This window comes from Stenotrophomonas sp. YJH_SMC_73 (genome assembly GCF_059370155.1).
The window spans coordinates 59,466-72,983 of the sequence record NZ_JCAFTJ010000010.1 but is presented as its reverse complement, the minus strand read 5'-3'; the positions used below and the strand labels follow the sequence as shown (position 1 = coordinate 72,983).

12 protein-coding genes are annotated in these 13,518 nt (G+C 63.4%); 1 reads left to right on the top strand and 11 read right to left on the bottom strand.

Features of this window, described 5'->3' with window-relative positions:
- Positions 1-59: 59 nt before the first annotated feature.
- The 11 genes from AC5P8R_RS16180 to dnaA form a co-directional block, all read right to left on the bottom strand.
- Positions 60-473, bottom strand: coding sequence for an ExbD/TolR family protein (locus AC5P8R_RS16180; protein ID WP_005411740.1), 414 nt, complete (start codon positions 471-473; stop codon positions 60-62).
- Between the two features lie 3 nt (positions 474-476).
- A complete protein-coding gene (locus tag AC5P8R_RS16175) occupies positions 477-902 on the bottom strand; it encodes an ExbD/TolR family protein (protein WP_005421196.1) in 426 nt (141 codons plus the stop codon).
- Positions 903-963: 61 nt separating this feature from the next.
- Positions 964-1,725, bottom strand: coding sequence for a TonB-system energizer ExbB (exbB, locus tag AC5P8R_RS16170; protein WP_005411738.1), 762 nt, complete (start codon positions 1,723-1,725; stop codon positions 964-966).
- 94 nt (positions 1,726-1,819) lie between these two features.
- Entirely contained in the window at positions 1,820-2,488 is a 669-nt protein-coding gene (locus tag AC5P8R_RS16165) for an energy transducer TonB (protein ID WP_049408447.1), read from the bottom strand.
- Between the two features lie 143 nt (positions 2,489-2,631).
- Positions 2,632-3,825, bottom strand: a complete 1,194-nt coding sequence (locus tag AC5P8R_RS16160; protein WP_014035419.1) for a tetratricopeptide repeat protein — start codon at positions 3,823-3,825, stop codon at positions 2,632-2,634.
- A gap of 132 nt (positions 3,826-3,957) precedes the next feature.
- Positions 3,958-4,764: a M48 family metallopeptidase gene (locus AC5P8R_RS16155; RefSeq protein ID WP_014645409.1), complete on the bottom strand. Its 807-nt coding sequence runs from the start codon at positions 4,762-4,764 to the stop codon at positions 3,958-3,960.
- A gap of 71 nt (positions 4,765-4,835) precedes the next feature.
- Positions 4,836-5,684 (bottom strand): CPBP family intramembrane glutamic endopeptidase, encoded by an 849-nt coding sequence (locus AC5P8R_RS16150; RefSeq protein WP_046433405.1) that lies wholly within the window; start codon positions 5,682-5,684, stop codon positions 4,836-4,838.
- A 67-nt stretch (positions 5,685-5,751) separates the two neighbouring features.
- Positions 5,752-8,211, bottom strand: a complete 2,460-nt coding sequence (gene gyrB / locus AC5P8R_RS16145) for a DNA topoisomerase (ATP-hydrolyzing) subunit B (protein WP_014645407.1) — start codon at positions 8,209-8,211, stop codon at positions 5,752-5,754.
- 112 nt (positions 8,212-8,323) lie between these two features.
- Complete coding sequence (gene recF / locus AC5P8R_RS16140; protein WP_014645406.1) at positions 8,324-9,418, bottom strand: DNA replication/repair protein RecF; 1,095 nt, start codon at positions 9,416-9,418, stop codon at positions 8,324-8,326.
- A 991-nt stretch (positions 9,419-10,409) separates the two neighbouring features.
- Complete coding sequence (gene dnaN / locus AC5P8R_RS16135; RefSeq protein ID WP_005411731.1) at positions 10,410-11,510, bottom strand: DNA polymerase III subunit beta; 1,101 nt, start codon at positions 11,508-11,510, stop codon at positions 10,410-10,412.
- Positions 11,511-11,785: 275 nt separating this feature from the next.
- Positions 11,786-13,117, bottom strand: coding sequence for a chromosomal replication initiator protein DnaA (gene dnaA / locus AC5P8R_RS16130; protein WP_014645405.1), 1,332 nt, complete (start codon positions 13,115-13,117; stop codon positions 11,786-11,788).
- A 255-nt stretch (positions 13,118-13,372) separates the two neighbouring features.
- Between dnaA and rpmH the strand changes: the two genes are divergently transcribed.
- A complete protein-coding gene (gene rpmH, locus AC5P8R_RS16125; protein WP_005411729.1) occupies positions 13,373-13,513 on the top strand; it encodes a 50S ribosomal protein L34 in 141 nt (46 codons plus the stop codon).
- The last annotated feature ends 5 nt before the right edge of the window (positions 13,514-13,518 follow it).

The window sequence follows — 13,518 nt, the reverse complement described above, 5'->3', positions numbered from 1 at the left end:
GCCCCTGTTTCCAGGGGCGTCTGCAGTCGCGTCATGACTGTTGTATTGCGGTGTAGCGTTTACTGCTGCACAAATCCGATCTTCTTCATCTGAGCATTCTTCGCGGCGGCCAGAACCTTGGCCATCACGTCGTACTCGGAATCCGGGCTGGCGTCGATGCGCAGTTCCGGCTGGTTGGTCGGGTCACGCTGGACCTCCTGCTCCATCCGCTGCTGCAGCTCGCTGGTATTGATCGGGCTGTTGTTCCACGAGACCTGGTTGCTGGCGTCGATCTTCAGCTCGATCGGCGGCGGCGGTTCGACCAGCTGCGGCGGTGGGTTGAGCACGCGCTGCGGCAGGTCCACGGCGATCGGGTACGTCATGATCGGCGCGGTCACGATGAAGATGATCAGCAGAACCAGCATCACGTCCACGAGGGGCGTGACGTTGATGTCTGCCATGGGGCCCTTGCCACCACCACTACTGAATGCCATGGCTTATTGCCCCTTTTCTTTGGTCGCAACGAAGCCGACGTCCAGCATGCCCTGTTCCTGCGCGACCTTGGTCAGGTCGTTGATGACGCGCATCTTGGTGGTGCGGTCACCACGCAGGTTCAGCGGCGGCTGCGGGGTCTGCTGTGCGGCGGTCGCCAAGCGGGACTCGAGAGTCTGCTTGTTGATTTCTTCGTCGTTCCAGTAGATCGAGCCGTCTTCCTTGACTGCCAGCGTGATCGGGTTCGGACGCTTTTCAGCATCTTCCGGCTTCTGGATCAGGTTGGCTTCCGGCAGATCCACCTTGACCTTGTGGGACATCAGGGGCGCCGTGATGATGAAGATGATCAGCAGCACCAGCATCACGTCCACGAGGGGCGTAACGTTGATGTCGGCCATGGGGCCGCCGCTGTTACCACTACTGAAAGCCATAACGGGCTCCGTCTAGATCTTGGTGACTACTTACTTCGTCGCTGGGTGACGCGCGCCGCAATTAGCGGACGCGCGAACCGGTGGCGAAGAAGTCGTGCAGGTCGTGCGCGAAGGTATCGAACTTGCTGATGGTCGCGCTGTTGATCTTGCTGAAGAAGTTGAAGGCGAACACGGCCGGGATTGCGACGAACAGACCGATCGCGGTCATGATCAGCGCTTCACCCACCGGGCCGGCAACGGCGTCGATCGAAGCGGAGCCGGTGGCACCGATCTTGATCAGCGCGCCGTAGATGCCCCACACGGTACCCAGCAGACCGACGAACGGAGCGGTCGCGCCGACGGTGGCCAGCAGGGTCATGCCCGACTGCAGCTTGTTGCTTTCGCGGGTGACGGCCTGGCGCAGAGCGCGGTCGACGAACTCCGAACGGCTCAGGTTCTCACCGACGCCGCCGGTAGCACCGCCTTCAGCGCGCTGGTGGTGGGCAGCGGCCTGGGCAGCGTCCAGGGCGATCTTCGAGAACGGCTCCGAAGCCGGCTGCTCTTCCATCGCACGGATGGCGTCCTGCGCGTTCGGGGTGTCCCAGAACAGGCTGACGACGCGGTCAGCGGCGCTCTTCAGGCGGGTGGCACGGAAGATGTTGATGACGGTCCAGTACCAGGACATGGCCGACATGGCGATCAGGGTCAGCAGCACGACCCAGGAAACCGCGAAATCACCCGGCTTGGTGGTCATTTCGTGGATCAGGTGCTCGAAGCCCATCTGCGACAGGGCGTTGGACGGATTGCCCCCGGCAGCAGCGGCGATGAAAATTTCCTGCAGCATGACGCTTACCTTTGTTGTGTGTGGTGATAAAGGGTGTAGCTAAGCTAAACAATCGAACCGGGAGCGGGGGTGGCCGGAGGGCCACCCGGACGCATCAGTTCAGCGCAAAGTTGACCGGGACGCGAACGCGACCTGCCGCCTTCTTACCGCCAGATTCAGCGGCGTTGAAGCGCCACTTGCGAGCTGCTTCCATCGCAGCACGGTCCAGGTCGCGGTTACGGCTGGACTTTTCCACCGTGACATTGGTGACGTTGCCGTTGGCATCGACATCAATGATCAGGATCACTTCGCCCTGGATGCCCGCGCGGAAGGCGGCCGGCGGATAGCGCGGCGGATTCATGGCCTTCGACGAGATGTCCACGCTGGCCTCGATCGAGGTCGGCGGAGCCGGCGGCGACGGGGGCGACGGCGGGGTGACGATATCGTTCGGGCGCGGCTCCGGCACGTCCACGACCGGCGCCTGCGGCGGCGGCGGTACGGGCGACGGCTTCGGCGGCGACAGATTCTTCACCGGCGGTGGCGGAGTATCCTGCGGCGGCGGCGGCGGCGGCGGCGGTGGGGGCGGCGGCGGCGCGTCGACGATGGTCACCATGACGTTGCGCTCCTTCTCCGCGACGGCCTTGGGAGCCACGGCGGGAATGAGGAGCATCATGAAGGCGGCCAGATGCAGGGCAATTACAAACGCGATGCCGACGATGCGAGGCCAGCTCAGCCCCTTGTCATCGGGTTGTTCGTACCGGTGAACGACTAGTTGTTCCGTCATGCGCCAAGAGCTCAATAGTGGGGCCGGAATCCCGGGGGCGGGATCCCTGATCAGCGGTGCATGACACCGCAGGAACCTCCAAGCTTATACCAATCCTGAGCGCCTGCGCATCAACTGAGCAGGCATTCAGGCGTTATTCCTACTTACTTCAGGTTGATGATTTTTTTGGCATCCGCCTGGTTCTTCACGCCCTTCGCCAGCGCCTGCTGGGCGGCCTGCTTGGCCTCGGGGACGCGACCTTCGGCATGCAGGACGCGTGCCAGGTTCAGGTAGGTCTCACCGTCCTTGGAGAGCGGGGCAGCCTTCTGCCACGCATCGATCGCCTGCGGCACTTGGTCGGAGTAGTAGTAGGACTGGGCCAGCGCCAGGTAGACCTGGTAATCCGGCTTCAGGATGCCCTTCTGCAACCCTTCGTTGATGACCGCGATGACGTCCTTTTCCTTGTTCTCGGTGTTGGCATAGATCGAGTACAGCTGCTTGTACTCGCGCTCTTCAGTGAGCTGGCCGCTGCTGCGCAGCTTGTCCATCACCGCGGCGGCCTTCGGCATCTGGTCAGCCTGCATGTACATGTTGGCCAGATTCAGCTGGGCCTTCTTGTCCGTCGGGTTCTTGGCCGCCAGCGCTTCTGCGGCCTGCACGGCCTCACCGGTCTGGCCGGCTTCGGACAGGGCCGCCATCAGCAGCTGGTTCCAGTTGTCCTTCGGCTCGGCGGCGCCGGCGATGGCCTGCTTCAGCACCGGGATCGCTTCCTGGTAGCGCTCCAGCTGGTACAGCGCCTGGCCCTTGGCGATCAGCTCTTCCGGCTTGGTCGACTTGCTCTCTGCGAAGTACTTGTCCAGGGTGGCCAGGCCTTCGGCGGTCTTGTCTTCCTGCAGCTGCAGCTGGCCCAGCATCAGCATCGACTGGAAGTGGCCGTTGTTGTCCAGGCCGTTGAACTGGATCACCTGCTTCAGATACGCGATGGCGCCCGGCACGTCGTCGGTCTGGTAGGCGGCCTGCGAGGCCAGCTGCGCGGCCAGCGACTTGTCGTACTCGTTGGAAGCGCTGTCGGCCAGGATCGCGTCAGCCTGTTCGCGCGTCTCCGGGAACTTTTCCTTGTTGTAGCTGTCGATCATTTTCTGCAGCTTGCTGCCCATCTTGGCCGAGGCCTTGGCGGTCGGCTCCTGGCGGGTCGCATTCGGGTACAGCGGTTCGGCCTTGGCCTGCTTGCTGCTACCGCCGCGGCTGCCACGGTCGGAGGAACGCGAGGACTGCGCAAAGGCATCGGTGACCACGGCGCCGGTCAGGGCGGTCGCGACGAGGACGGAAAGCACAGCTTTGTGGTTACGGAAAATCATCGTTCACCTCGATCGAACCGCCGGATAGCGGCAAAGTCGGACTGTCAGAAAAATCTGAGCCGCCAAACGTATCAGAAACAGATGGCGTGAGAAATCGTTTTATGTGCTGCAATACAGCATAGAACTGCGCACTCATCCGCACTTTGGCCGCAGCCCGGCCGCCTGCGCCTGCTGGTAGACCGGCGTCAGGCCCGGTGCATCACGTCGCAGCTCCTGGATCCGGTTGGCCGGATCGGGGTGGGTGGACAGCCATTGCGGGCTGCGACCGCCGCTGGCGGCCATCATGTTCTGCCACAGGTCCACGGCCTGGGCCGGGTTGAATCCAGCCTGCGCCATCAGCCGCTGGCCAATCACGTCTGCCTCGCTTTCCTGCGTGCGCGAACCCGGCAGCAGGAAGGCCGCCTGCGCGCCCATCCCACCCAGCTGGTTGACCGTGCTGGCGGCGCCATCGCCATAGGCGGCACCGGCCAGCGCGCCCAGCACGGCCAGGCCGGTCTGCGCGCCCATCTGCCGGGTGATGCGTTCTTCGTGGTGACGCGCGATGACATGGCCGATCTCATGGCCGATCACGGCAGCCAACTGGTCCTGGTTCTTGGCGACGGTGAAAATGCCGGTGTTCACGCCCACTTTTCCGCCGGGCAGGGCAAAGGCGTTCGGTTCCTTGTCGACGAACACGGCGGTCTCCCACCGTACGCCACGGTACTGAGGCGGCAACTGCGCGACCAACGCGTTGACCACGCACTGCACGTAGCCGTTCTGGCGGCCATCGGTGCTGATCTTCTCTTTCTGCTTGGTCTCGGCAAACGCCTGCGCGCCGAGCTGGTCAAGCTGTGCCTGCGATACGCCGCCCACCATCTGCCGTCTTCCGGTTGGCGAGGTGGTGGTCGCACAGGCACTGACCACGGTGGTGATGACTAGAGCCAGCAGCAGTTGTTTCATGGGTCCGCCCCCGTGTTCATGTGCGCAGTGTGTAGCGTACCTGCTTAATCTTTCGTCAAGCGGGCACGGCGTTACGTTGACCCCAGGAACACCATTGCGGCGAGCGCCACCGCGTTGTTCAGCGCATGCGCCGTGATCGCCGCCCACAGGGTGCCGGTGCGGCGGTACAGCCAGCAGAAGGCGGCACCCATGCCGCCGTAGACCAGCCACAGCTGCGCCATGCCCAGCAGCGAGTTCTTGCTGACACCGGGCACTTCATGGACCAGGGCGAACGCCAGGCTGCTGAGGATGAGGCCCAGCCAGGGGCGGCCGGCCTGCCACAGGCGCCCGAACAGGACACGACGGAACAGCAGCTCTTCGTAGGCGGGGGCGAGAACGACCGCAAACAGCACCAGGAACAACGGGAAGCGCGCGATCGCGCTCTGCATCAGTTCCACGTTGGTCGGCACCGGCTCGATGCCGAACTGCTTGGAAAGGAAGGCGACGCCGTTGCTGCCAACCACGATCAGCGTGGCCACCAGCAGGGTCCAGCCCCAGGTGGAAGGACGCTGCAGCGCCTGTCGCGAGGCCAGGCGTTCGCCGGCGTTCGCCGGGCGCCGCCAGAAGTACAGCAGCAGCGCGGCACCACCGGTGGCGATCAGGGCCATCAGGATCTGGGCCAGGGCCCCGGGCTGGCCCACTGCCGCGCCGGCGCTGTCAGGTGTGAGTGCACCGCCATTGGCCGCGACGTTGGCGCGGCTGACCACGATCGCACGGTAGAAGCCCCAGAACAGTCCGGTGACCATGCTCAGGCCGACCAGGGTGACGGCGGCGATGCCCAGGTCGATGAAGAAACCTGCCAACGGTGCCACGGCGCGCGGCGGGGTAGACGGCGGCGGAACCGGAGGCGGAGCGGCGGAGACCGGGGCGGATGCGGACATCAGGTACCTGCGTTCAAGGGACGAAGGCCGGTGCAGCTCCCCGCGCACCGGCCAGGTCCCGATTGTGTCAGATATCCAGGTTGGCGACCTTCAGCGCATTGTCTTCGATGAAGTCACGACGCGGTTCGACCACATCGCCCATCAGGGTGCTGAAGATCTGGTCGGCAGCGACCGCATCCTCGATGCGCACCTGCAGCAGGCGACGGGTCTCCGGGTTCACCGTGGTATCCCACAACTGCTCCGGATTCATTTCACCCAGACCCTTGAATCGCTGGATCTGGCGGCCGCGCTTGGCCTCCTCGAGCAGCCAGTTCTGCGCCTTCGCGAAGCTGTCGACTTCGATCGACTTGGCGCCGCGGGAAATCGTTGCACCTTCGCGCACCAGCCCGTGCAGCAGCTTGGAGGCCTGGTGGATCGCACGCAGTTCGCCACTTTCGAACGCCGACAGCGGCAGCACCTGGATGTGCTCCTCGCCCATGTGGCGACGGGTCACCAACACGGCGGCGGGGCGCTCCTCGTTGGCCTCCTGCAGTTCCAGGCTGAAACGCGGGCTGCCCAGGCTGCCCTGGTTGAGGCGCTTGGCCAGCGCATCCAGGCCTTCGCCTTCGCCCGCATTGCGCAGGCTGTCCATGTCCATCGGCACGAAATCGACCAGCGCTTCGAGCAGGTTGCGGTCATAGCGGTGGGCATTGCGTTCGATGGAATCGAGCGCGGCGGCATAGGCCAGCAGCAGCTTTTCCAGCGCCAGGCCTTCGATGCCCGGTTCGCCGGTGGCCGGCACCAGCGCGGCGTTTTCCACCGCACTGCTGGCCAGGTAACTGTCCAGCGCCGGGTCGTCCTTCAGGTACAGCTCCTGCTTGCCCTGCTTGATCTTGTACAGCGGCGGCAGGCCGATGTAGACATAACCGCGCTCGATCAGCTCCGGCATCTGACGGTAGAAGAAGGTCAGCAGCAGAGTGCGGATGTGGGCGCCGTCGACGTCGGCGTCGGTCATGATGATGATCTTGTGGTAACGCAGCTTGTCCGGGTTGTACTCGTCACGGCCGATGCCGGTGCCCAGGGCGGTGATCAGCGTACCCACCTGGTCGGAGGACAGCATGCGGTCGAAGCGTGCGCGTTCCACGTTGAGGATCTTGCCGCGCAGCGGCAGCACCGCCTGGTTCTTGCGGTTGCGGCCCTGCTTGGCCGAGCCACCCGCCGAGTCACCCTCGACGATGAACAGTTCGGACAGCGCCGGGTCCTTTTCCTGGCAGTCGGCCAGCTTGCCCGGCAGGCCGGCGATATCCAGCGCGCCCTTGCGGCGCGTCAGGTCGCGGGCCTTGCGCGCCGCTTCGCGTGCACGCGCAGCGTCGACGATCTTGCCGGCGATCGCCTTGGCTTCGTTCGGGTTTTCCTGCAGGAACTCTTCCAGGCGCGCGCCGAAGGCGTTTTCCACCGCCGGGCGCACGTCGGAGCTGACCAGTTTTTCCTTGGTCTGGCTGGAGAAGCTCGGGTCCGGCACCTTCACCGACAGCACCGCGATCATGCCTTCGCGCATGTCATCGCCGGTCAGGTTGATCTTGGCCTGCTTGGCGATGCCGTTCTGCTCGATGTAGTTGTTGAGCACACGGGTCAGCGCACCGCGGAAGCCGGCAAGGTGGGTGCCGCCGTCCTTCTGCGGAATGTTGTTGGTGAAGCAGTACATCGTCTCCTGGTAGGAGTCGGTCCACTGCAACGCCACATCCACGACGATGCCGTTGTGCTCGCCGGTGACCGAGATGACGTTCGGGTGCAGCGGGGTCTTCAGCTGGGCCAGATGCTCCACGAAGCTGCGGATGCCGCCTTCGTAGTGGAAGTCATCACGACGGCCATCGCCACGTTCGTCGGCAAGGACGATCTTGACGCCGGAGTTCAGGAACGACAGCTCGCGCAGGCGGCGAGCCAGGATGTCGTAGTGGAATTCCACGTTGTCGTGGAAGGCGACGGTCGACGGCCAGAAGCGCACGGTGGTGCCGCGCTTGGTGGTGGTTTCCAGCTTGGCCAGCGCGGTCACGGCGGCGCCGTTGCTGAATTCCTGCTGGTAGTGGAAGCCGTTCTGGAACACGTCCACCAGCAGCTTCTGCGACAGCGCGTTGACCACGCTGACGCCGACGCCGTGCAGGCCGCCGGACACCTTGTAGCTGTTGTCGTCGAACTTGCCGCCTGCGTGCAGGACGGTCATCACCACTTCGGCAGCCGACACTTCGCGACCGAGCTTGGCGCTCATCTGCTCGTGCTTGCCGGTCGGAATGCCGCGACCGTTGTCGGATACCGAAACCGAGCCATCGGCGTGGATCGTCACTGCAACGTGATCGGCGTGGCCGGCCAGCGCTTCGTCGATCGAGTTGTCGACAACCTCGAACACCATGTGGTGCAGACCGGTGCCGTCATGCACGTCGCCGATGTACATGCCGGGTCGCTTGCGGACAGCCTCCAGGCCTTCCAGGGCGGTGATGCTGTTGGCGTCGTAATTGCCGTTGTTTGCCGGGGTGTTCTGTTCGTCGCTCATTGCGCTTGCCGTAGGCTCCGCAGGTCGGCCACCGCTTGGAGCGATGCGCCGAGAATGAAAGGATTTCAACCCGAATTATACCAGCCGGGGTCGAGCGGCCCTGGTGTGCCCACTATGGCACAGCCACGATCTGTGCATGTTCCACGTGGAACCGGGCGATGTGGGTCAGTTCCTGCAGCGCCGCCGGCGTTTCGGTGGCGGTGATGAAGATCTGCGCCGGCCCACCGAGCAGGCGCTGCAGAACCCGCGCCTGGTGGGTGCGATCCAGCTCCGAGCCCAGATCGTCCAATGCGATCACCGGCCATTCGCCGCGCTGTTCCGCGTAGTCCTCGGCCTGCGCCAGCAGGCAGGCCAATGCCGTCAGCTTGGCCTGGCCGCGGGACAGCGCATCGCGACCCGGAATGCTGTGGAAATCCACGCTCCAGTCTGCCCGGTGCGGACCGACCGAGGTGTATCCGGCCTGGCGGTCACGTTCCCGGGCCAGAAGCAGCGCATCGGCCAGAGGGAGCTCGTGCCGACGCCAGCCCGGGCTGAGTTCCAGTGCCTGGATGCCGAGCTGCGGGGCCAGGCTGGAAGCCAGCGCCACGGTGCGCTGCTGCAGACGCTCCAGGTAGTGCTGCCGACGGCTGGTCAACGGTTCGCCGGCTTCAGCCAGTTCGTGATCCCAGGTATCCAGCATCCGCGACGGGCCACCTTGCTTGAGCAGGGCATTGCGCTGTTTCAGTGCCCGCGAATACCGGCGCCACAGGGACAGGAAATCAGGTTCCACGTGGAACAAGCCCCAATCGAGGAATCGGCGGCGGGGTTCACCACCACCGCTGACCAACGCATGGCTGCCTGGCTCGAATGTGACTACCGCAAGCGCTGCGCACAGATTGCCGAGCTGGGCCACGTCTTCGCCGTCCAGGCGCCCCTTCCAATCCTGACCACTGTGCCGCAGGCCGGCCTTTCGGCGGTGCGGCGGGTGATTGGCACGTTGTTCGTCCCATTCCACGAAGATTTCCAGCGCTTCCTGGCCCTGGCGCACCAATCCATCGCGGACACGACCACGGAAGCTGCGCCCATAGGCCATCAGGTGCAGGGCCTCGAGCACGCTGGTCTTGCCGGCACCGTTGTCGCCGGTCAGCAGGTTCAATCCCGGCTGGGGCGACAGCTCCACCGCATTGAAGCGACGCAGTTGGTGCAGGGCGAGGCGGCGGATAAGCATGGGGCGCGAAAGACCATCCGCACGGGGCGGCAGAGGGGCAGGGAATTCATCAGCTTACTGCATCGGTCAAGCCGGACGTGCCCGGCCAGCTATCCGGCCAGCTATGGAGCAGTTACCGCAGGTCTGCCTGCGCCCTGACCGCTGGTTCCACGTGGCGCTGTTTCCTCATCCCAGCAGATGCGGGTCTCGGCAAGCCCGGAAATCCTTCGATTCTGCGAAGGGTAGCGGGGGTGTGAGCCTTGGATTTCGCCGATTTCAGGCGATGCCGTGGACAGCGCTTGCCTCGTCGCCGACGAGTACCAGCGGATGAACCTGCAGATTCCTTGAAATCTACGGTCCCATGCCCTGGGCGGTTCCACAGATTTCAAAGAATTCAGACCGATCGTTCCACGCTGTCCACAGCTGCCCTGTATGACTTATACACAAGGTATGGGCAATCTGTGGATAAAAAAGCCCTTTTGCCATGCCTTCGAAACTATCCACAGGTTCCACCCCAGGCTGGGAGGCCGATATACAGGGGGTTTCAGGTGCATAAATTTCTTTTAAATCAGTCAGATAAGGTGTTTTTCCACGAGATCTGGCTCTACCATCACCACCATGCTTTAGATTTATACCCAGATTTAGAAGCTAGGCTTGCCCCAATCTGCATCGAATCTTCCCTGTGGACAGCGGCGTTTGCAGAGGGAAGTCCATCGCGCCGCGATGCAGGATCATCGGTCCCTGTCTGGCCAGATCTGGGGACAGGCGACGAGTATCGGTTCCTGCACCTGGACTTTCGATCAATCGCGACTCGTCATTGCTACGATCCAGCGATCCTGTTTTCAACGATCGAGACGAACATCCCGGAAAGGCAACGGATTTCAACCGAGCCCATCGACGGAAGTGACGTCGTCCGGAAAACCGCGTCTTCTCGATGCTCCACGTGGAACCTGCAAAAAAAACGCCCGGGAAGATCCCGGGCGTCGTTCGGTTCCACGTGGAACAGCAGCTGTCAGAGACGCAGCGGCATCACCACGTGGCGCGACTTCTCGCTGCTGGACTCACGTACAAGCGCCGAGGAGTTGGAATCGCGCAGCTGGATGATGACTTCCTCATCGCGCAGGGCGGAGAGGGCATCCAGCAGGTAGTTCACGTTGAAGCCAATGGCCAGGTCGCTGACCGTGGTATCCGCTTCGATCTCTTCCTGGGCTTCTTCCTGTTCCGGGTTGTGCGCGCTGATCTTCAGGTTGCCCGGCGAGACTTCCACGCGGATGCCGCGGTACTTCTCGTTGGACAGGATCGCGGCGCGCTGAAGCGAGGCGCGCAGCGCTTCGCGATCAACCTTCACTTCACGATCGGCACCGATCGGAATCACCGCTTCGTAGTCCGGGAAGCGGCCGTCGATCAGCTTCGAGGTAAAGGTGACATCGTCGCGCTTGACGCGCACGTGGCTGCGGCCGACTTCCAGCTCGATCTCGCGATCGCCGCTTTCCAGCAGGCGCTGCAGTTCGGTCACACCCTTGCGCGGCACGATGATCTGGCGCTTGGACCCGCTGGGCTTGGCCAGATCGGTTTCACACAGCGCCAGGCGGTGGCCGTCGGTGGCTACGGTACGCAGGGCATCGCCGCGCAGGTCGAACAGCAGGCCGTTGAGGTAGTAGCGCACGTCCTGCTGGGCCATCGCGAACGCGGTGCGCTCGATCAGCTCCTTCAGGGTCGCCTCACCGATGGCCACGCGCTCGGTGGCTTCCACTTCATCCACCGACGGGAAGTCGTTCGAAGGCAGCGTGGCCAGGGTGAAACGGCTGCGACCGGCCTGCACGGTGATCTTGTCTCCGGTCTGCGAGACGGTGATCCGGCTGCCGTCGGGCAGGGCGCGGATGATCTCGAACAGCTTGCGGGCGGGAATGGTGGTTTCGCCGTCCTGGGCATCTTCAACCGCGATCCGCGACACCATCTCCACTTCCAGGTCGGTACCGGTCAGCGACAGCTGGCCGTTCTGCACCTGGACCAGGAAATTGGCCAGAACCGGAAGGGTCTGGCGGCGTTCGACCACGTTGACGACCTGTGCCAACGGCTTGAGAAAGGCTTCGCGCTGCAGTGTGAAACGCATGTGGTTCCGTGCCCCTATGCTTTAAAAAATGTGGAATAAATCAAAAGCTTGGTGGTGCTGGTAGAGACAGAATCGCTGGAAAACAATACTAAGTCTTTGTAATTAAAGGTATTTCAGACCTCGAAACCCTCTGCATTACCGACCCCCAAGGGGTGGGGAAAGCTGTGGATAAATCTGGCGCGATTTCAAACGGCATTTTTATCCACAACGTGTCCCGCGCTTGCTACCGGATTCTGCACCGTTTTGTGCGATGACGCCTCATCGGCATCCGTGCATCATTCGCTCAGCTTCCGGATCAGCTTGTCCCAGTCCTCGCGGAGCTTGCCGTCGGTCTCCATCAGGGTCCGGATCTGGCGGCAGGCATGCAGCACCGTGGTGTGATCGCGACCGGCAAAGGCGTCGCCGATCTCGGGCAGGCTGTGCTCGGTCAGTTCCTTGGTCAGGGCCATGGCGACCTGGCGGGGACGGGCCAGCGAGCGGGTCCGACGCTTCGACAGCAGATCCTTGATCTGCAGGCCGTAGTAGTCGGCAACGGTTTTCTGGATGTTTGGAATGCTGATCGCCTGCTGCTGGGCGCGCAGCAGGTCACGCAGGGTTTCCTGGGCGAATTCGGTGGTGATCGCGCGGCCGGTGAAGTTGGCGCGGGCGGTCAGGGTATTCAGCGCGCCCTCGAGGTCGCGCACGTTGGAGCGCATCTTCTTGGCGATCAGGAACGCAACATCATCGGGAATCTCGGCACCGCGTTCGCGCGCCTTGGCCAGCACGATCGCGGCGCGGGTCTCGAAGTCCGGCGGTTCGATCGCGACCGACAGGCCCCAGGCAAGCCGCGACTTCAGGCGCGCTTCCAGGCCCTCGACTTCGCGCGGATAGCGGTCGCAGGTCAGGATGATCTGCTGCTTGCCATCGAACAACGCGTTGAAGGTGTGGAAGAACTCTTCCTGGGTGCGGTCCTTGCCGGCGAAGAACTGGATGTCATCGATCAGCAGCGCATCCACCTGCTGGAACTGGCGCTTGAACTGATCCATGGTCTTTTCCTGCAGGGCCCGGATCATCGCGCTGAAGAACTGTTCCGAACGCAGGTACAACACCTTTGCACCTGGATTGGCCTGGCGCATGGCGTTGCCGGCGGCGAACATCAGGTGGGTCTTGCCCAGGCCCGTGCCTCCGTACAGCAGCAGCGGGTTGTGCGCCCGGTCGCCCGGCTTCTGCGCTGCCTGGAAGGCGGCGGCCAGGCCCAGCTGGTTGCTGCGGCCTTCGACGAAGTTGGCGAACGTGTAGTGGCTGTCCAGATTGCCGGCGAAGGGCACCTGCGGTTCGCTGGACACATGCGCCGACGGCGTGGAAACCGGCGCGTTCTGCGCCTCCACAGGGCGCGGGCGCGAGCCGATTTCAAGAAAAACGTCGCTGAAACCGGCGAAATGCGCCAGCAGCTCGCGGATCCGGGCCAGGTACAGCTCGCGGACCTGGTCGACGATGAAGGCATTCGGTGCATACAGCACCAGGCTGTCCACGCGCAGATCGGCCTGCAGCGGCTTCAACCAGGTATGAACGTCTTCCGGCGGGAACTCCGCTTCGAGGCGCTCGAGACTACGGGACCAGGCATCCATCAGCAATAATCGTCCGGTGGCCGGGGCATGGACGCGACAAGGCGCCCAAACACAGGCCGGAAAGGGGGGAAATGGATGGCTCAGACTACCACCGAGCGCCCGCCTTCGGAATGCTTGTCCCCTACTTATTCACAAAAACATCCACAGCTATTGCACAGCCCGGTGAATTCGCGTAGCTGCCAGGGGTTGACGCGGGGTAGGGTACCTCTCTAGAATTTCCGGTTCTTTCCGTCCCATTCATACGAGAGGCCCCCAATGGCCACGAAGCGCACCTACCAGCCCAGCAACCTCAAGCGTAAGCGCGACCACGGCTTCCGTGCCCGTATGAAGACCGCTGACGGCCGCAAGATCCTGTCGCGTCGCCGCGCCAAGGGCCGCAAAGTCCTGAGCGCCTGATTGCC